General features: G+C 45.6%; 15 protein-coding genes. 10 read left to right on the plus strand and 5 right to left on the minus strand.

What is annotated here, in order from left to right; all coding sequences use genetic code 11:
* Positions 1-139: 139 nt before the first annotated feature.
* A complete protein-coding gene (locus AYK67_RS04915; protein ID WP_068083090.1) occupies positions 140-1,375 on the minus strand; it encodes an extracellular solute-binding protein in 1,236 nt (411 codons plus the stop codon).
* A 22-nt stretch (positions 1,376-1,397) separates the two neighbouring features.
* Positions 1,398-2,408: a LacI family DNA-binding transcriptional regulator gene (locus AYK67_RS04920; protein WP_068083091.1), complete on the minus strand. Its 1,011-nt coding sequence runs from the start codon at positions 2,406-2,408 to the stop codon at positions 1,398-1,400.
* A gap of 528 nt (positions 2,409-2,936) precedes the next feature.
* Between AYK67_RS04920 and phnC the strand changes: the two genes are divergently transcribed.
* From phnC to AYK67_RS04945, 5 genes are all read left to right on the plus strand, one after another.
* Positions 2,937-3,782, plus strand: coding sequence for a phosphonate ABC transporter ATP-binding protein (phnC, locus tag AYK67_RS04925; protein WP_068083096.1), 846 nt, complete (start codon positions 2,937-2,939; stop codon positions 3,780-3,782).
* A 42-nt stretch (positions 3,783-3,824) separates the two neighbouring features.
* Entirely contained in the window at positions 3,825-4,754 is a 930-nt protein-coding gene (phnD, locus tag AYK67_RS04930; RefSeq protein WP_068083100.1) for a phosphonate ABC transporter substrate-binding protein, read from the plus strand.
* An 84-nt stretch (positions 4,755-4,838) separates the two neighbouring features.
* Complete coding sequence (gene phnE / locus AYK67_RS04935) at positions 4,839-5,714, plus strand: phosphonate ABC transporter, permease protein PhnE (protein ID WP_068083103.1); 876 nt, start codon at positions 4,839-4,841, stop codon at positions 5,712-5,714.
* Between the two features lie 8 nt (positions 5,715-5,722).
* The gene (gene phnE / locus AYK67_RS04940; protein ID WP_068083104.1) at positions 5,723-7,072 is read left to right on the plus strand and encodes a phosphonate ABC transporter, permease protein PhnE; all 1,350 of its coding nucleotides are present in this window, start codon (positions 5,723-5,725) and stop codon (positions 7,070-7,072) included.
* Between the two features lie 112 nt (positions 7,073-7,184).
* Entirely contained in the window at positions 7,185-7,631 is a 447-nt protein-coding gene (locus AYK67_RS04945; RefSeq protein WP_068083106.1) for a DUF2867 domain-containing protein, read from the plus strand.
* 8 nt (positions 7,632-7,639) lie between these two features.
* On the opposite strand, the gene AYK67_RS04950 is transcribed toward AYK67_RS04945, so the two are convergent.
* Positions 7,640-8,617 carry an HAD family hydrolase gene (locus AYK67_RS04950; protein WP_068083109.1) on the minus strand — a complete coding sequence of 326 codons (978 nt, stop codon included), beginning with the start codon at positions 8,615-8,617 and terminating at the stop codon, positions 7,640-7,642.
* A gap of 428 nt (positions 8,618-9,045) precedes the next feature.
* Here AYK67_RS04950 and AYK67_RS04955 point away from each other — a divergent pair, with 428 nt between their 5' ends.
* Positions 9,046-10,269: a porin gene (locus tag AYK67_RS04955; RefSeq protein WP_068083112.1), complete on the plus strand. Its 1,224-nt coding sequence runs from the start codon at positions 9,046-9,048 to the stop codon at positions 10,267-10,269.
* Between the two features lie 111 nt (positions 10,270-10,380).
* Here the strand turns inward: AYK67_RS04955 and AYK67_RS04960 are convergent, their stop codons facing one another.
* Positions 10,381-12,651: a lytic transglycosylase domain-containing protein gene (locus tag AYK67_RS04960; protein ID WP_068083113.1), complete on the minus strand. Its 2,271-nt coding sequence runs from the start codon at positions 12,649-12,651 to the stop codon at positions 10,381-10,383.
* Between the two features lie 375 nt (positions 12,652-13,026).
* On the opposite strand from AYK67_RS04960, the gene dapA reads away from it, so the two are divergent.
* The 4 genes from dapA (at position 13,027) to AYK67_RS04980 (ending at position 16,972) form a co-directional block, all read left to right on the plus strand.
* A complete protein-coding gene (dapA, locus tag AYK67_RS04965; RefSeq protein ID WP_068083114.1) occupies positions 13,027-13,905 on the plus strand; it encodes a 4-hydroxy-tetrahydrodipicolinate synthase in 879 nt (292 codons plus the stop codon).
* A gap of 61 nt (positions 13,906-13,966) precedes the next feature.
* Positions 13,967-14,443 carry an SsrA-binding protein SmpB gene (gene smpB, locus AYK67_RS04970; protein ID WP_068083115.1) on the plus strand — a complete coding sequence of 159 codons (477 nt, stop codon included), beginning with the start codon at positions 13,967-13,969 and terminating at the stop codon, positions 14,441-14,443.
* Positions 14,444-14,488: 45 nt separating this feature from the next.
* The gene (gene yjjX, locus AYK67_RS04975) at positions 14,489-15,025 is read left to right on the plus strand and encodes an inosine/xanthosine triphosphatase (RefSeq protein WP_068083118.1); all 537 of its coding nucleotides are present in this window, start codon (positions 14,489-14,491) and stop codon (positions 15,023-15,025) included.
* A gap of 231 nt (positions 15,026-15,256) precedes the next feature.
* Complete coding sequence (locus AYK67_RS04980) at positions 15,257-16,972, plus strand: methyl-accepting chemotaxis protein (protein ID WP_068083121.1); 1,716 nt, start codon at positions 15,257-15,259, stop codon at positions 16,970-16,972.
* A gap of 62 nt (positions 16,973-17,034) precedes the next feature.
* On the opposite strand, the gene parC is transcribed toward AYK67_RS04980, so the two are convergent.
* Positions 17,035-19,284: a DNA topoisomerase IV subunit A gene (gene parC / locus AYK67_RS04985; RefSeq protein WP_068083124.1), complete on the minus strand. Its 2,250-nt coding sequence runs from the start codon at positions 19,282-19,284 to the stop codon at positions 17,035-17,037.
* Positions 19,285-19,455: the final 171 nt, after the last annotated feature.

Here is a 19,455-nt window from a genome sequence, read left to right on the forward strand (position 1 = left end):
CCTATTGGAAGCAGGGGGAGGTGAGATTGATGGCGTATCGGATGACATTGTTTTGCCCGCAAGTACTACTTGAATGTTCAACTAAAAAGCACTGATATTGTTAGAGGAAGGGCGCAATCAAGGCGCCCTTACCATTGCACTATTTAACGCGTCGCTTGATCATGCGTTCCGCGTCTTTCAAAGCGCTTTCAATATCTTTGCCGTCATTAAGTACTTCTCGTAGAGCGCCATTTAGAACAACATCGGCAGCGATTAAGTCTCCTTTCATTGGGGCTACAGCCGGAACGCGTTGTGCCACATGGGCAAATAATAATCGGCCCTTTTGCCCACCTAGAAATTCAAGTGGTTGCTCGAATATGGGATCGCTGTAGGTCTGCGTCAGGACTGGAAAGGCTCCAATATTGGTAAGAGCTGCTATTTGGGTTTGCTTGTTAGTTGTTAGGAACTTGATGAATTCCCATGCTTCCTGTTTGTTTTTCGATTGTTTTGGAATTGCCAGGAAAGAGCCGCCCCAAGAGCCGTAGATGCCGTCTGGCAAATTTGAAACACCCCATAAACCAGCGGTATCCGGAGCCATCCAGTTTTGTAGGTGGCCGAGCAGCCATGCACCAGAAAGCTGAGTTGCCACGCTGCCATCTTTAAACGCATCATACCATTCGTTTGACCATGAACCGATTTGTGCATCTAGTCCTTCGTCGCGAATTGTCTTTGCTAGTTTGAATGCGTTTACAAAGCGGGGGGAGCGGATGAGCGAGTTGCCATTTTGGTCAAAATACAGACCTTCTCCTTCTTTGACGGTCGTGCGAATGATAATGTTGGCGACATCGAAAGCATCGGCTATGAGGTGGATGTTCTTTTTCTTCAGCTGGCGGCCATACTCAATATAGCTATCCCAGTCTTTAATGACCTCATCGATATTTGCGTCAACTGCTGCTAGGCTATCGCGGCGATAATACATAACCCCCGGTCCTATATCGATCGGTATGCCGTACTGATTGCCGTCTGTACCTTTGCCCTGAGACCAAGCATAGCTGACGAATAGATCCTTGAACTGTTCTGCGCCATATTGAGGGGCTGATAAGTTTTCAAATCCACCTGAATTGATAAACGAGCCGATATATTCGATATCCACTGCAACGATATCGCCTGCACCTGCACCTGTTGCCAGGTTTGTTGTTAAGCGCTTGTGGTGATCGCCATGATTGTTCATCTGGTAAGAAACTTTGCTGTCTTTGTTATTCGCTTCAAATACCGGAATGACTTTATCCAGGTGGCTATCAAGATCGGGAAAGCCATCAAAACGCAATTCGCCAGATTGTGCCGTGAATGCAAACATGGTTGCTATGGAAATTCCAAGAATAAGCTGCTTGTACATATTTCCTCCAGGTTTGAGCGCTTTACTCCCTATTGATATCTTTGACGGAATCACGCTCTTTTACCGTCGCAGTGAACAGTTTGGACCCTTGAAAGATCTCTGGCTTGTTTTTTAAAAGGGACAGGGCCAGCAGGCCTGATGCTCTGCCAATTTCTGCCAATGGTTGCTCTATAGTTGTAAGTCCCGGGGTCAAATGGCTTGCTATGACTGCGTCGTCGAACCCGAGTATGGAAATTTGACTTGGTATGGCAATGCCATGCTCACGGCACGCTTTATATGCGCCGGCGGCCATTTCATCGTTATGGAAGAAAATAGCTGTAAAATGTTTTTGTTGTTTTAGTAGGCGACAAAGGCTGTCGTAACCGCCCTGAACTGTGAAATCGCTTTCAATAATACAGTCCTTATCGATTGTAATCGCGTGTTCTTTTAGCGTGCTTATGAAGCCGTTAGTGCGTGACACGCTTTCGTGATAGGATTTAGGGCCAGTAACCATGGCAAAACTTGTATGGCCTTTTTGTAAAAGGTAGCTTGCCGCAAGTTGGCCTGCACTTTTATTATCTAGGTAGATAGATTCGTTTTCGCAGGCCTGCACTTTGCGGTTCATAAAGACGATGGGACGTGCTTTATTCTGGTATTGAGCTAATTCGATATCTGTTAGTTTATTGGTATGTATTACCAAGGCATCGCACTGGCGATCGATTAAGGATAGCAGTGCCTGGTTTTCTCCTTCAGCTGTTTCGCGGCTGGATTCGGCCAGTGTTTTGTAGCCGTACTCTACAAGTGCTTCTTCTACGCCGTCTAACATGAACCCGTAATATGTTGATGAAAAGCGGTTTACGATGACACCTATGGTTTTTGAGGTTTTGCTTGCCAGCCCTCGCGCGTATTGATTTGGTCGATACCCCAGTTTCTCGATTGCTTTTTCAACAACTTGGCGCGTGTTCCTATCAACTTTGTGCGGTTGATTGAGCACCCTGGAAACTGTGGCAGTGGAAACGCCAGCTACTTTAGAGACTGTGGCAAGAGTTACCAATGTTGTATTATGGGCTCAATGCCCCTCCCTTTGTTTGCCGTAGTTAGCTAGCATAGTGAATAGTATTTGTTAGAGTGATATATGTAAGCGCTTACATCAAGTTATCATAAAGTATAAATATAAAATTTATTATTAGTCATTTTTCATGTACTGAAAGTGACAGTGGTTTATTTTAGAAATTCTATGTTTGTAAAATAAATTAGTATATTTGGTGCAATATTATTTGATAATAGAAAATAATAATGGTTCTTATTACATGGTAATATTAGAAATGGGTTATGTAAGTGAATCAATTTATGTTTGAAATGATTTCTTGGCTCAAGCAGCCACTTGTTTCATAGGTGCTGATTAAGAGAACTAAATGTAGCTGTTTTGCAATATAATTGCGAATTTATACTTAGTATCAGTGTGTTAAAGCAGTGATCATTTTGACACATATGTGACTTCATGAATTTGTAATTAATCCGTTATTGTATTGTTACACAATGTAGCGATTAGCGAAGCAACAGATAACGCTATGAGGCCTACGTGATACAGTTTGAAACGGTCAGAAAAGAATTTGGTTCCCATGTTGCCGTAAGGGGGGCCAGCTTTGAAGTCGATAAACCACAGATGATTGGAATAATTGGTCGTTCCGGGGCAGGTAAATCTACCTTATTACGGATGATAAACCGATTGACGCCGGCAACATCTGGCCGCTTACTGGTTGACGGGGTTGATGTGCTTCGTTTGAAAGGTGCCGCACAACGGCGTTGGCAACGTGATTGTGCTATGATTTTTCAGCAATTTAATCTTGTGCCACGTTTAGATGTGCTCACCAACGTGATGCTTGGCCGTTTGAATATGCACAGTACCATAGCGAGTGTTTTGAAACTCTTCTCGCGTGATGAACGGGTTGAAGCACTCTTGAATCTTGAGCGTCTTGGTATTGCTGAAACAGCTATGAAACGGGCGGAAAATCTTTCTGGTGGTCAACAGCAGCGCGTGGCTATTGCACGGGCATTGATGCAAAAGCCTAAAATACTTCTTGCTGATGAGCCAATTGCCTCTTTGGACCCGATGAATGCACAGGTGGTTATGGATGCCCTGCGTTCGATTAACGAGCAGGATAACCTAACTGTTATTTGTAATTTGCATACGCTCGATACTGCGCGCAACTACTGTGACCGCGTTATTGGAATGCGTGATGGCGAGATCGTTTTTGATGGTGACCCTGAAGCGCTTTCAACGGCTGTAGCCCGAGACATCTACGGGGCTGATGAAAGCTTTGACGAGGCGACGACAAAGACTTCGCTTGTCGGCAACGAGACTGCTGCTGCAAGTGTGACTGAGCAAGCCGGTGTTATGCCACTGGCAACTGCGGTATCCGCTTAAAAAGCGGAATTTATTGCTTCAATAGTATCTATGGAGATTAAAATGAAAGTACTTGCTAAGCTCGCTGCTGCGGCAGCTATTACGGTATCTGTATTTGCTGTAAATACAGCATTTGCGGAAGAAAAAATTACTGAATTTCGCATTGGTATTCTAGGTGGTGAGAACGCACAGGACCGTTTGCGTGCGAACCAGTGTCTCGCTGACCGCTTTGAAAAGTTGCTCGGTGTGCCAGTGACTTTGTATCCTGCTGCCGATTATGCTGGTACAATTGAGGGCTTGAAGGGCGGTACTTTGGATTATGCCGAGCTTGGCGCTTCCGGTTATGCCGCGATTTATCTGGCAGATCCTAAAGCTGTTGAGCCAATTGTGACAACAAAGCAAATTGATGGTGCAACCGGTTACTATTCTGTGATGGTTGCGCGGGCGGATTCAGGTATCGAAACCTTTGATGACTTGAAAGGCAAGCGCATTGGTTTTGCTGATCCTAACTCCACCTCCGGTTACCTGATCCCATCTGTTGCTTTCGATGATATGGGCCTGAACACAAAAGAATATTTTGCCTCAACTCAATTCTCAGGTGGTCATGAGCAAAACGTTCTGGCTGTTCTTAATGGCGATGTTGACGCTGGTGTGACCTGGGCCTCAGGTGTTGGCGAGTGGGAAGATGGTTATACTTCTGGCAACCTGCGCAAAATGGTTGACAAAGGTATGGTTGACATGAGTGACCTGGTGCAAGTTTGGCAGTCACCACTTATCCCAAATGGCCCGATGGTTGTGCGTGCATCTTTGCCACAAGAGGTGAAAGCTAAGATCAAGGCATCACTGAAAGAAATGGTCAAGGACGATCCAAAGTGCTTCTACTCAGCTCAGGCGGGTGAATACGCTGACTATATTGATGTGGACCACAGCTTCTACAAGACAATTGTTGAGGCGCGTCGCCGTAAAATCGAAGCCAAGAAAAAAGGCAACTAATTATTAAAAAAGCGGGGCGCAGCATCAATGGTGCTGCGCTTTTTGTATTTTTAATATGTGCCCAATAATAATCAGGAGAAATTCGTGGCAGCTCTTCATTCCCTGGCCGCAAATCCTAAACTGGCGCAGCTGGAGCAAAATTTTCAACGTTTATCACGTCAGCGCGCGCTCTATACCTTCATACTTATTGCTGTCGTCTTACTTTCAATCTCTGGTGGTTTGGTTGTGGCGGCGGATGCCAATTCCGGTAGCTTTTTTTCCGGGCTTTCAAGGTTCTTTGATTATCCTGTGGAGCTGGTTCGCGGCGCTTATGATGCCGGGCTTTGGCGGCTGTTCTCCTTATGTTGGCACTACCTGCCGTATTTGATTGAAACAATCAACATTGCGTTACTGGCAACACTCATTGCTTTCTTTTTGGGAGGAGCGCTGTCGTTTTTGGCTAGCCGCAACTTGGTCAGTCAACGGATACTGGTGTTTTGTATGCGCCGCGTTATGGACGTGACACGTGCGTTTCCTGAAATGGTTATTGCGTTGCTATTGGTGCTGATTATTGGGCCTTCGCCTGTAGCGGCGGTCATGGCTGTTTGTTTTCACAGTATCGGGGCATTGGCAAAACAGTTTTCCGAAACCAATGAAAATGCGGATATGCGGGCCGTTGAAGGTATTGCCTCAGTGGGGGGGAATTGGCTGCAGCAAATGCGCTACGGGATTTTGCCACAAGTATTACCGAACTTCTTTTCCTATTGTTTGCTTCGGCTCGAGGTCAACGTTCGTGCTTCGGCAATTCTTGGCTTTGTGGGAGCAGGTGGCCTTGGGGCTGAGCTAAAAATGGTTGTCGACTGGAATTACGGGGCGGATATTTTGGTGATTATTTTTATGCTGGTCACGGCAATTAGTCTCATCGATTACATATCTGCTGCTGTGCGGCGCACGTTCATTGGCGATGCGGCAACCCTATAGGCTTAACAATGACACATGTACATATGCTTGAAATGAACGCGATTGCGCGAAAATACCCGGATGTGGTGGACCGTCCGCTGCTGAAAAAACTGGTAGCACCAATTGTTACGCTTTTGATTTTGGCCTATCTGGCTGTTTGCTATGTGAGCTTTGACATTCATAGCGTGGCAAAGCGCGTGCGTTTTGATATTGCCAGTTTGTACTTGCTCGATTCTTATGCGCATAAGATTCACGTCAGCTATCGCTTTAAAAAGCCGGAAGCGGGTTTTGTTGTTTCCCTAGAGGGTAATCGGAATACGGTTTACTCTGAAAACCCTGATTGGGTTCAAAGTAGTGGTGCCAATGCTTCGATTGATTTAGGGCGTGATGGTTTTGTGCGTGTTAAAGATGGTATCGTTAGCTATCGACACCCAGATTATGCGCAGGATTTTCAGGTTAAAACGGGACAAGGTGCACCTACCTACACAGGGCGTGAGACACCAGAGTGGTTGCGGGTGAGTGCGACGCAGGTTGATGCAAGGCCAAGCCTTTACAGCCGCATCCGTGTTACCAAATCTCGGATTGAGATACAGCGTTACTTTGCGGGCTGGGAGAACTTCTGGTTTGATTTTGATAGCCCTTTAAATGGTAAAAGCTTTGGCGAAGTGGTTAGCTTGGCGTTTTCTGCGCAGCGTCTGGATCCGCAGCAGTCCAACATTTCGCTTATTTTCTCTGAGTTTTGGTATAATGAAGAGTGGTTGCATGGTGACATTGCCTATGCGCTATTGCAAACATTGGTCATGGCTGTGGTGGGTACGTTGATTGCGGGTATTTTGGCTTTGCCAATGGCGTTTGCAGCCGCGCGTAATGTGAACCGCAACAGGGTGAGCCGATTTGGATTGCGACGTTTGTTCGATTTCCTGCGCGGTGTTGATAATCTGATTTGGTCTTTGATTTTTATACGCGCTTTCGGTCTTGGACCGCTTTCAGGAACGTTTGCGATTTTCTTCACCGATACGGGTACATTTGGAAAGCTGTTTTCCGAGGCGATCGAAAATGCCGATAAAAAGCAGGCCGAAGGTGTGCAGGCGACAGGGGCATCACCAGTTCAGAAATATCGCTTTGGCGTGTTTCCGCAGATCCTACCACTGTTTATTTCGCAGATGCTGTATTATTTGGAGTCCAATACACGTTCGGCAACGGTGATTGGAGCTTTGGGAGCTGGTGGCATTGGTTTGAAGCTGCTTGAAACCATGCGAACACGGCAGGATTGGGAAAATACGACCTACATCATTGCACTGGTCATCATTCTTGTAATTTTGATCGATAACCTTTCAAGTTGGTTACGTGCCAAGCTAATAGGCGGGGATAGTCATTAGCGTCTTATTGAGGTGTTTTACTCCCTACTAATTGGGCATTGGCCCTGTTTATTGAGAACTCCTAGGATGACCCATAATTTATATTGTGGGTCATTTTTATTTGGGGGGTACTATGGTTATTGCCGGCATTCATCCTGAGGGTTCTCGTATTTGGTCACTGTATCAAGAGGGCGATTTTATTGACGGTTACTCTGTTGAAAGTTGTTCATCTGTACGAACAGCAATGGAAGACGGGCTACAATTTGGTTGGTTGCCGAATATGCTTATGAGAATGCGTAATATTATCGTTAAACCATTTGGAATTCACAGATCAAACGAAGCGGTCAGTGATAAACAGCAAATTCGCTTTCCAGTGGCTTTTGAAAATGAACAAGAAATACTGCTTGGTTTTGACGACAAGCATTTGAACTTTCGTATTTCTATTTTTAAGGATCAAGGCCGTATGTATATGGCAACGTGGGTTCATTGCCATAACGCCTTGGGGCGGGTTTATTTAAACTGCGTCATGCCGGTGCATAAAGTTTTAAGTCGGCAAGCTGTTGGTCGGATGGCAAGTTAGCGTCTTACCTATTTAGTGAATATGGTGCGCCATTCTTTTTTCATATCAATGATTGTCCAACCGTTCTTTTTTGCATCTAGCATCACTTTATCGGTGTGCGAGTGGTAGGCGGTTTCCCGTTTATCGTCTGTGTGGCTCACCAGTAACGCAAGGCCGCCATTTGCGTGCGTGTATTGCAACATTTGGAGATCACCATTGGAATTGCCGGCAGCGATAGCCGGGGCATGGCCAAACAGTTGATTAATTAAGCGGGCTTTTGCGCTCCAGTTGTTGATGGACTGGATGCGATAGGTGCGGGTAATGGTGGCACCACTCTCGCTCATGGTAAAATCACGATGTACGCTGGAGCCAAAAACGTTTTGCGGGGGGATGCCATACAGCTCTTGCGAGAACAGTTTTAGAAAGTCGCCTTCATCAGCGGTAAAGATGTAGACTTGGAATTGGTTGTCTTTCAGATAGGTGATCAATTCGCGCATGGGCGCGTAGGTGAGCTGGGATAGGGGGCGCTTGAACTTGGGGTGTTGCCAGCCCTTGGCCCATTTGCGCATCCAACTGGCATAGTCGTTTGTTGTAATTCCAGCAAAGGGAACAGCCATCAATTGGCCAGCAAGGGAATCTAGCCCTTGATTTTCATAGAGGGCTTTGAAGTAGTCCAGTTTTTTGCTGGCAATTGCTGCGTAGGGCTGTTGCTTGGTGAGCAAGGGGGCTTGTTTCATTTGCGCTTTCATGCGTTCGAAAATGGCAAGAACATGGATATAGAGCGGTTTTTCGGTCCATAATGTGCCATCGTTATCGAGTGTCGCAATACGGCGTTCTTTGGGGAGGTATGATTTACTATTCGGGTCGGTAAGTGCCTCAACATGCGCGATAATTGCAGCTTTTGCCTTGGTATCATTCCATGATGGAAGTGGACTGGCTTGCAAGTGGATAGGGAACAAGAAGAAAGCCAGAAGGATTGTTGGCATAATCACATTTTTGCTTAGCATTTTTAAACCTCGGCGTATGATGAGTGCATTTGGCTTTATCTTGAGTAATCTGAATACCTATAGTCTTAATGCATTCTTTTTTTGAGGTTGAGATGGCTGGGTTTTAGTTATGCATTTGCCCAATTAGTTATTTTAGTAATAAAATCATGTATCTAATATAAATAACTATGTATTATTTATGGGTAATAAGTTTACATTAAATACATTATTAGGGTTATTGGTCGGAGGATTATGTCTGGCCACAATAATCCTAATATTTTATTTGAGTAATATTGCAGTGATATGCATTTTTAACAATGAGTAATAAAACAATATCTAGCAAATTGAGTGTATTTGCCTAGTGATCGTATTTGTTGGTTTTCTAAGTGTTCATTTTACTTAGTTGACAAATAGCCGATGAAGCTGGGCTTTTCTTGGAGGTCGGCTAGATGAGAATTCGTGATTATATTGTTTTATTTCCTGCTGTTGCATTACTTTCGAGTGTTGATAGTGGGGCGGCTGATTTGGCGTCGAATACTGAACCGTTGCTTCCTGACTTGGTGGAGCCGGTCGAGTATGTTCGCGTTTGCGATAGTTATGGTGCTGGTTACTTTTTTATTCCGGGTACAGATACCTGTTTGCGGATCAGTGGCCGGGTCCGCGCGGAAGTACAGATTGAGGACTTTGGCAGCCGCCCAAGCAATTGGTCGGGTGTAAGTGACCAAGAGCCAACTGGGCGGCTTGAAAATGGTGTTAACTTTCGTGCTCGCGCTTCACTGAGCATGGATGCACGCACAGAAACTGAATTTGGCTTATTGCGTTCCTACATGGAATGGGAAGCAATTAGTGATAGCGATGATGCGGGGCTGGATGACAATACACTCTTGCGAATGAATAAAGGTTATGTGCAGTTCTACGGTTTTACTGTGGGGCGCGCGCGTTCTGTGTTTGATTATTTTACGGGTGCAACTTTCGGCTCTATTAAGCGCAACTGGTCTGATCGTGACACCAATGTAGCTGCCTTCACAGCTATGATGAGCAATGGCGTGAGTGTTTCATTTTCACTGGAAGACAGAAGTCTACGTGATAATGGGGTGTTTGTGAGTGGAGGTACGCAAGGTCTTGCAGGAAATAAGCTGCCCGATGGCGTTGCGGCACTGAGAATTGATCAAGCCTGGGGGAGTGCGCAAGCTTCAGCTGCGATTAAGCAGGTGAGGGCCTTGGACAGTCAGGCAGATGGTGCCACAGGCTTTGCACTTGGTGCTGGCGTTATCTTCAATATTCCGTTTTGGGGTGAGGGCGATGCAGCCGCTTTGCAGGTGCAATATGCCCAAGGAGCGCTTGACTACATTGGGTTTAATGATGTTTTTGATGCCACTTATGATGATGGCAAAACAAAGCTCTCACGAGGAATTTCGGTTTCCGGTGGCTTGACGCACTACTTTTCACCGGCATGGCGTTGGGATGTGGATAGCTCTTATGCGCGAGTTGAGGTGGCAAAAGCAGCTCCTCAACAGGATTTTCAGCGTCTCGCCATGGATATGGACATTGTTTACATGCCTGTTAATGGCGTTGAGATGGGAGTTGATTTTGGCTTTGCCAATATGTGGCAACGGCATGAAAAAAATAGAAATGAGGCGACCGCGTTATTCCGGGTACAACGGGACTTTTAATGTTTTGCGTAGCTTACCCCTTTATCCGGCCTCTTGGCCGACCTATTGGTCGGCCATTTTGCCCGTAAGCAAATGAAGCCTTCTCCTCTGCTGGGAGGCATGACTTTGCGTTTATCCACGGGTTAAGTCATTAATAATCGCTAATTTTTGATTGTCGAGTTTATAGCGATACACTTGAATGCTTTCTAAAACCCGCTGAACGTAGTTTCTGGTTTCTCCATAGGGAATTTTTTCGACCCAGTTGATTGGGTCAACCTGCGGGTTCCTAGGGTCTCCAAAGCGATTAATCCATTCGTATGCTTTGGTTTTACCTGCATTGTAGGCTGCAAATGCTAATATGTACGAGCCGTTAAACTCATCGATTAACTCATGCAGCAGAGCTGCACCTAAGGTGGCATTATAGGCTGGATCTTGTGTCAACTTTTGGCGGCTATAACGTAAACCAAGTTTTTTTGCCGTTGCTTTTGCTGTGCTCGGCATGAGCTGCATGTACCCAAGAGCGCCGACACGCGATTTTGCTGCGGGATTAAAGGCACTCTCTTTCCTTGATATGGCATAGATAACCGGTAATTCAACATGCGAGATGTTGGCCACAGAGCGTGGCAGCTTGACAAGGGGAAATGCAAGCGTTGCCATTTTAGGGCTTTCAATTGCTGTTAGTTTCCCTGCCATCAGTGCCCATTGCGGCATTTGATTTGCCATTGCCAGGTTCGTTAATAGGGCAAGTTGCCCCGGGGTTTTTAATGATTTTGCCAAGGAAGCGTACAGCCGTACTGTTGAATTGTGCATATCTGCGGCTTTTAAGCGGTATATGGCTTTTACAATTTCATTATTATTAAAGCTGCTGGCATCCTCTGGGCTAATAGAAATTGTATTTGGAAGTGATAAAGCGGTGCGGCCAAGTTTTGCTTGTGCGAGTTGGCCGTAATAGGTCGTTTGATATACGGCTGAGCGGGTATAAGATTGAATAGCTTTTTGTGTTTGGCCGAGCTTTTCGGCACATCTGCCTAGCCAGTAATGCGCTTTGGATAACGAGACAGGCATTTGCGCAAGTTGGGTTATTTTCGTAAAGTGAATTGTTGCCGTTTTGGCGTCATTCAGGCCTGTTAAAGCATACCAGCCTGCGTGAAATTCTGCTTCAACCTGACTACTTTTAGAGGTTGCCTGATGAACGGCTGCTATGGCGTATGCACCGCGATAGTTGCCTTCCTCTGCTAAGTGCCTGGAGATAACGCGCCGCTGGACCCACCATTCGTCTGGTGCGGTATTGCGTTCTTGTTCGGCGGATAATGCCTCTAGCCATTTAGCAGCTGTTGGGTAGTCTTCAGCTTCGCGGGCTGCTTTCACCATGCTATAAATATAGGGTGCTAAGTAATGATCGGCATTGGGTAGTGCTTTTAGCTTGTTATGTGCAGATTTTTGCCCGCTTAATGCACTGGTTGTGGCTATTAGTAGGTTTTCTTGCTGTTTGGTAAGGTAAGGGAAAAGTGCTTTTGCTTGCGTGAAATAACCTGTCATGATGAGCATGACCGCACGGCGGTAGTGGTCTTGCGCATTTAACAAAGAGCCAGATGCCTTCAAGAGGCTACTCTGTGTCTCCAGATCAAGGGTTTGTGTGAACCATATTTTTTGCAATATGGTGTAGGCAGCGTTGCTATTTCCTATTTTTAGATAGGATTTTGCAAGCAGGAGTTTGCCTGTTACAGTTTCTGGTCTTGTACGGCCAAATGCGGCAACGACTTGCCTTGGTGGAAGGTTGGCTGCGGCTAAAGAAGCTTCTCCCTTTGCCCGCATAAGCTTTGGTGTTGGCCAGCTCGGGTGTTTTGCGGCAAATTCGGCGATAAAACGGGGGGGAAGTTTATCTCCGGCGTATGCGATAAGCCACCAGTCAGCGATTTTTATATCTAATGTATCTGTTAGTTGACTGCGGTAAAAGAAGGCACGTGCAAGGTCTTTTGATTGTGCGGATTTTATAAGGTTTGAAAGTGCAAGTTCGTTACTGTGGGCTTGAGCTTGTGCCAATCCATTTTGAAAGGTTTGGCTAATGATTGCGGCTTGGTTTTGGGTTGTCTGTGGCTGCTTTGCATTGTGTGCGGCTTGCAACCCTAAAGCGCTAAGAGGCGAGTTACTTTTTTGTAAGTTGTTCGTTGACGGTGCATACTTATTGGGTTCGGTTGGTTTGCGCTGCGGTACAGCAGCACTTGTGATGTCTTTCTCGTGAATTGTGTGTGCAGCGCTAACGTTTCTCATAACCGGCTTTTTCTGGGGTAATTGACTATCAAATCCAAAATTTTTTACGTTTAGTGCGTTCGCTTGAACAATGCCTGCGAGCATAAACGCAGCAGAGGCATAAAAGAAACCGGGTTTTCGATTGCGTTGCATTTAAATACTATCCGTTCTCTCAACCCAGAAACATGCTTGTTGGGGGCGCGATAAAGCTTGCAGACAAGTTTGCCTGGCTACTTTGAGTTCGCGTTGTGATGCAAAGACTGCCTTGTCATGGTAAATTTAGTTTTAAAATCTCTCACATCTTGCACTGTAAGTATCCTTTAATATCTATGGCTATGAAAGCTTCCTAAGCTATTCAACATAGGATATTGGCGGAAATAAGAGATAAAAAAACAGGGAATTGACGGGTAATCCTCTCTTATTAGCATTGCCCCATTTATACTTGGGCACTAATGTGGCCTGCGCAATATCTGAATCTATTTGATGTCGACATATGTTTACGTCTGCAATACCTACGAGGAACCTGTTATGTTTAGAGGATCAATCCCAGCACTCGTCACTCCATTTAAGGATGGCGCAGTGGATGAGAAAACCTTCCAGGAATTCGTGGATTGGCAGATAAAACAGGGCTCACATGCCCTTGTACCGGTTGGTACAACTGGTGAAAGCCCCACACTTTCGCATGATGAACATAAGCGTGTGATTGAAATGGCGGTTGAAGTTTCTGCTGGCCGGGTACCGGTTATTGCTGGTGCCGGGTCTAATAATACTGTGGAAGCAATTGACTTTTGCCAGCATGCGCAAAAAGTTGGTGCCAATGGGCTTTTAATTGTGACCCCTTATTATAACAAGCCCAATCAAGCGGGCTTACGGGCGCATTTTAGCCGTTTGGCACAATCTACGGATCTGCCCATATTGATTTATAATATTCCTGGACGCTCGGTTATCGACATGTCTAGTGAAACGATGGCTGCTTTGTTTGCTGAGCACAAGAATATTATTGGTGTGAAAGATGCGACGGCCAACATGGCACGTGTGAGCGAGCAGCGCCATTTGTGTGGCAATGATTTTCTTCAACTCTCGGGTGAGGACATTACTGCGCTTGGGTTTATGGCTCATGGGGGGCATGGCTGTATTTCTGTTACGGCGAATATTGCGCCTGCTTTATGTAGCCAGTTCCAAGAGGCATGTTTGGCAGGTGATTTTGCTGGGGCGCTTGCCATACAAGATAAGTTGGCGCCATTGCATAGCGCATTGTTCATTGAGCCCAATCCGACAGGTGCAAAATATGCTTTGTCGCTACTTGGGAAAATGGAAAATTCCTTACGTTTGCCTTTGTTGCCGGTTTCGGAGGCGACAGAGGTTGCTATTCGTAAAGCAATGGTGCATGCAGGTCTGATTGACTAAACAAAATGTGCCGATGCATAGAAGCATCGGCACGTTAATTATGAGAACGATAGGGTGACGCATGGCTGCCAAAAAAGGTAGCGCTCCGGGGCGCAAAATTGTTAGCGATAATCGCAAGGCGCGCTTCAACTACGAAATTGAAGAGGTTTTTGAAGCCGGTATCGAGTTGAAAGGTACCGAGGTTAAGTCACTTCGAACCGGTAAAAGTAATATAGCTGAGTCTTATGCTGCCGAGCATAAAGGCGAGCTCATGGTGTATAATATTTATATTCCGGAATATACTCAGGGCAACCGGTTCAATCATGAGCCGCGTCGGCCACGTCGGTTGCTATTGCATAAACGGCAAATCAACAAGCTTGCCGGTGCCGTGCAAAAAGATGGCAAAACAATTGTTCCTTTAAAAATATATTTCAATGAAGATGGCCGCGCAAAAATGGAAATAGCCCTAGCGCGTGGTAAAAAGTTACACGACAAGCGGCAAACAGAAAAGTCGCGCGACTGGAACCGTGAAAAACAAAGAATACTTAAAAACGGCTAGTTCTTCGTAACTATTAAGAGGCAGCCACAAGCTTTCGGGGGAATTATGAAAATCTGCGTGGCCTCACAAAACCCTGTAAAAATTGCCGCTGCTCGTGAGGCTTTTGAAAAAGTCTTTCCTGAAAGCGTGTGTGACGTGGTTGCGCTTGCAGCGCCATCAGGGGTACCCGACCAGCCTTTGGGAGACAATGAGACACTGTTAGGTGCACAAAACCGCGCTGACTATGCGCAAGGTGAAGCGCAAGACTGTGACTTCTGGGTGTCTCTTGAGGGGGGTATCGATGTTGTCGGTGAGCAGTACTTTACTTTTGCCTGGTTTGTTATTCAAGCTGCGGATGGCCGCATATCGCGCACCCGTTCGATGACGCTTCCGCTACCGGGTAAGGTCATGCAACTTGTGCGAGAGGGTATTGAGTTGGGTTATGCTTTCGATCAGTTATATGAGCTTAAGAATTCTAAGCATAGTGATGGTGCTTTTGGTATAATCACAGAGGGTTTGCATACCCGTAAATCAGTATATTTTGATAGTTTGTGCTGTGCTCTCATGCCATTCAAGAATACGGTTTTTCAAGAAAACATATAAATTTTTGAATGAGATTCTAAAGAATTATATATATCTTTCAGCTTTCCTATGGATTAAAATAAGACCCTGCAGTGGCTTTATGTGTGAATGGACAAATTGCATAAAATGCTGTTTAAAATTGTATTTAAATTTAAAGCGATAATTCTACTCAAGGTTGCGTACGTATATACATCTACGTAAATTGGTAGAGTACAAGTGATTCGCTCTACCAGAGATGGATAGAGGTGTCTTATGAGAAATTATTGGGCAAAAAAATCTTTAGTTTTTAAAGTGGGCGTAAGTGCTAGTTTTGCAATTGTCTTAGCTCTAGGGTTATTGGGCGTTATAGTAAAGTGGCTTTTGTTCCAGTCACTTAAAGAAGATGTTATCGCGCAACAAAATTTTACGCTACGTATAGCGGCAAAGCAACTTGCTTTTAACTACCCGCAAGCTCAAGTAAAAATTGACAGTCATGGTGATATCGAGCGCATTGTCCTTCCACAGCTACCTGTTTTTGATAATCATGAGTTCATTGATGGAATTGGACAGTTAACTGGCGAAACCGCAACGGTTTTTGCATGGGATTCAAAGACGCAGGACTTTTGGCGCAAAACCACAAACATTACAAAGGAAAATGGTAGCCGCGCAATTGGTACCCAGCTTGGTCAGAATGGGAAGGTGTATCCAGTTGTCACAAAAGGAGAAACGTTCCTAGGCGAGGCGGTGATTTTAGGGATTCCTTATTACACGCGCTATCAACCAATTTTTGATGAGCAGAATAATGTTATCGGAATATTGTATGTCGGCGTACAAAAGGCGCGTGTTGAGGCTGCAACTTATAGTGTTATTCAAGGTTTGTTAATATCGGAAGTGGCTTTGGCATTGTTGCTAACTTTGTTTGCCGCACTGGGTGCTCGGCATTTGCTTCGGCCAATTACAGAAATGACGCAGTGTTTACGACTGCTGGCGAAAAATCAGCAAGACCTTCATATACCATATATGAATCGATTTGATGAAATCGGACGAATGGCGAAAGCTATCGTTGTATTGGATCAAAATAATAATGAGCGCTTAGCCTTACAGAAACAAAAAGAAAAAGAGCAAAGCGAAAAAGAAATAAGGCATAAAAAAAGAGAAGAACTGCTGATGCAGTTTGATAAAGATGTTCAGCTTATGTTGAAACAAATGAGCGATCAGTCTCAACAACTGGAAAGTACAGCTCGTGTACTGAATGGTGTTGCAGAAGAAAGCTCAACTTCGTCAAATACGGCTTCAACATCTTCACAAGAAGTATCGGCTAATGTGCAAACTGTAGCAACTGCTGCTGAGGAACTGAGCACAACCATTGAAGAAATCAGTCGGCAAGTGGGTGAGACAAGCAGGGTCGTGCAAGAAACCGCTGATAGTGTTGTGAGTACAAATTCGCAAGTGAACCACCTTGACGGTTCGGCACAGAAAATTGGCGAAGTCATTAATCTTATTCAAGATATCGCAGAGCAAACAAACCTACTTGCTTTGAATGCGACAATTGAGGCTGCGCGGGCAGGAGACATGGGGCGCGGTTTTGCTGTTGTGGCCAGCGAGGTTAAAGAACTTGCCAGCCAGACAGCCAAAGCGACCACAGAAATTTCCGAGCAAATTATGGAAGTGCAGGGGGCATCCAAGCAAGCGGTTGTTGCGATTGATGCTATTACCCAATCGATTGGCGATGTGAGCAATTATGCAGCGAATATGGCAACGGCGATGAGCCAGCAAGGAGCTGCGACCTCAGAGATTAGCCAGAATGTGCAACTTGCTGCGGTGGGTACACAAAATGTAGCCGATAATATTGAACGGGTAAGTAATCAAGTTCGTGAAACAAGAAGTTCAGCCTCTTTTGTGCTGGATGCTTCACATAGCTTATCTGAGCAAGCTATTAATCTTCGCGATACAGTGCATAGTTTTATGGCTTCAGTGCGCACAGCTTAACGTCCTATGGTACTCAAAGGCTAAGAACTTCCTATTGGTTCTTAGCCTTTAACTTTCTTGAATTACAGCCCGTTCCCGCCAAATTTGTTGGATCTTGGGAAGCCGTTTGGCGGCAGGCGGCCTGCCTGTCCCCGATCACCGCGCCAATCAACTAAATCATCAAGAGTTCTGGTAAAGGTGCGGCCGGAACTATCAACCCAGTTGAGCCCTTCGGTTGCAACAAAGGTTTTGGCATCGGAAATTCCACCGTCACGATAGCGCTGCAGGCGGACACCACGCCCTCGGGTCATTTCGGTTATTTGCGCGAGCGGAAAGACAATTAGCTTACGGTTGTCGCCAATAACAGCAACATAATCACCTGTCACCGGAATACAGAGTTTTGCCTCTTCTGGCGCTGATACGTTGAGTACCTGCTTACCCTTACGTGTATTGGCGATAATATCATTTTCTTTAACAACAAAGCCCTTGGCATCTGTTGTGGCAACAAGTAGTTTTCGATCCGGTTGATGGGGGAAGACTGTTAAAATATCTTGTGCTTCGTCCATATCAACCATCAAACGTATTGGCTCACCATGCCCACGCCCACCTGGCAGCTTATCTGCACCGATGGTGTAGAACTTTCCACCTGTGGTAAAGACAAGCAGTTTACTGGTGGTCTCAGCAAGGAAGTGTTGCTTGAGCTGGTCCCCTTGTTTGAAGGTGATATTGGCAACGTCTTGGGTATGGCCTTTCAGGGCCCTGATCCAGCCTTTTTCCGAGACAAGGACAGTTATAGGCTCCCGCTCGATCATAGCTTGTTGAATATCTTCCAAGTCGACTTCACTAGCGGAACCGAACTGGCTACGGCGTTGGCCAATTTCTGTTCCCGGTCCATAAGCCTTGGCAAGTTCCGTTATCTGCTTGCTGATCCGCTTCCAAAGTTTTGCCGGTGAAGCTAACATTGCTTCCAGCGCATCGCGTTCTTTAGAGAGTTTTTCGTGTTCTTTACGAATTTCGAATTCTTCGAGCTTTCGCAGAGAGCGCAACCGCATGTTCAAAATAGCTTCGGCTTGAACATCGGTTAGCTTAAATGCACTGATAAGAGAGGCTTTGGCATCATCTTCTTCACGGATAATGCGGATAACTTCATCGATGTTTAAATAGGCAACGAGATAGCCTTCCAAAACCTCCAAGCGGTGGCGTATTTGTTCAAGGCGGTGATTGGAGCGGCGTTCGAGCACCACTTTTTGATGGTCAAGCCATTCTCGCAACACTGCCTTGAGGCCCATAACTTTGGGGACAACACCAGCAGAAAGTACATTCATGTTGAGTGAAAAACGGTTCTCCAAGTCGGTGAGCTTGAAGAGCGAAGCCATTAGTAAATCAGGATCAACTGTTTTTGTTCGAGGTACCAAAACCAGGCGAATGTCTTCAGCTGATTCATCGCGTACATCATCGAGTAAAGGTAATTTACGAGCGGTGAGAAGCTCGGCTATTTTTTCGATTAAACGAGACTTTTGCACCTGATAGGGAATTTCGGTAACAACAATCTGATAGGTGCCGCGCGGGCCTTCTTCCCTATGCCATTTCGCGCGGATACGAAAACTACCACGACCGGTATTATAGGCTTCTAGAATTGAGCCTTTGTCATTGACTATAATACCACCGGTTGGAAAGTCCGGCCCTTTAATATATTCAAGTAGGTCCTCTGTGGAGGCTTCTGGATTTTTTATTAGGGTGAGCGATGCCTGACAAAGCTCATAGGCATTGTGCGGGGGAATAGAAGTTGCCATACCAACCGCAATGCCGGTGGAGCCATTGGCAAGAAGATTAGGAAAAGCGCCAGGTAGTACGACGGGTTCTTTATCCAAGCCATCGTAGGTTTCACGAAAATCAATGGCATCTTCATCCAGACCATCCAGCAAGCGAATGGCAACGTCTGTCATACGCGCTTCGGTGTAACGCATGGCGGCAGCACTGTCGCCATCAATATTACCGAAGTTGCCCTGACCATCGACCATGGGGTAGCGTACAGAGAACTCTTGGGCCAGTCGCACCAGTGCATCATAAATAGGCCCATCACCATGAGGGTGATATTTACCCATTACATCACCAACCACACGGGCACATTTTTTAAAGCCGGACTTGGGGTCGAGCTTTAGTAAACGCATACCATAAAGGATGCGGCGGTGAACCGGTTTTAAGCCATCACGAACATCGGGCAGGGCACGATGCATAATCGTGGTGAGGGCATATGAAAGGTAGCGCTCTTCTAGTGCATCTTTCAGATTAATGGACTCGGGCGCTGCAAAATCTGACTGTTGTTTTCCCATGGCCTCTGACTAGCTTTTCCAAGCAATACTGGCAAGAGCTGGGATTAACTATGTGTTTTTTTTGTTGCTAAAGTGGTTGAAATGTTAGGCATTCAACGCAGGTGTTGCAATAATGACCATGTGCTCCTAGGGAAATACTCTTCGTGTTTATTATGCATATTTTAAGGATGT

This window comes from Polycladidibacter stylochi (genome assembly GCF_001562055.1).
In the GTDB taxonomy this organism is placed as follows: Bacteria; Pseudomonadota; Alphaproteobacteria; order Rhizobiales; family Stappiaceae; genus Pseudovibrio; species Pseudovibrio stylochi.

What these genes read in the sequence shown, in the direction of transcription:
- AYK67_RS04915 (WP_068083090.1), bottom strand. Translation starts at nt 1,375, where the DNA reads ATGTACAAGCAGCTTATTCTTGGAATTTCCATAGCAACCATGTTTGCA.
- phnD (WP_068083100.1), top strand. Translation starts at nt 3,825, where the DNA reads ATGAAAGTACTTGCTAAGCTCGCTGCTGCGGCAGCTATTACGGTATCT.
- phnE (WP_068083104.1), top strand. Translation starts at nt 5,723, where the DNA reads ATGACACATGTACATATGCTTGAAATGAACGCGATTGCGCGAAAATAC.
- AYK67_RS04945 (WP_068083106.1), top strand. Translation starts at nt 7,185, where the DNA reads ATGGTTATTGCCGGCATTCATCCTGAGGGTTCTCGTATTTGGTCACTG.
- AYK67_RS04950 (WP_068083109.1), bottom strand. Translation starts at nt 8,617, where the DNA reads ATGCTAAGCAAAAATGTGATTATGCCAACAATCCTTCTGGCTTTCTTC.
- AYK67_RS04955 (WP_068083112.1), top strand. Translation starts at nt 9,046, where the DNA reads ATGAGAATTCGTGATTATATTGTTTTATTTCCTGCTGTTGCATTACTT.
- AYK67_RS04960 (WP_068083113.1), bottom strand. Translation starts at nt 12,651, where the DNA reads ATGCAACGCAATCGAAAACCCGGTTTCTTTTATGCCTCTGCTGCGTTT.
- dapA (WP_068083114.1), top strand. Translation starts at nt 13,027, where the DNA reads ATGTTTAGAGGATCAATCCCAGCACTCGTCACTCCATTTAAGGATGGC.
- smpB (WP_068083115.1), top strand. Translation starts at nt 13,967, where the DNA reads ATGGCTGCCAAAAAAGGTAGCGCTCCGGGGCGCAAAATTGTTAGCGAT.
- yjjX (WP_068083118.1), top strand. Translation starts at nt 14,489, where the DNA reads ATGAAAATCTGCGTGGCCTCACAAAACCCTGTAAAAATTGCCGCTGCT.
- AYK67_RS04980 (WP_068083121.1), top strand. Translation starts at nt 15,257, where the DNA reads ATGAGAAATTATTGGGCAAAAAAATCTTTAGTTTTTAAAGTGGGCGTA.
- parC (WP_068083124.1), bottom strand. Translation starts at nt 19,284, where the DNA reads ATGGGAAAACAACAGTCAGATTTTGCAGCGCCCGAGTCCATTAATCTG.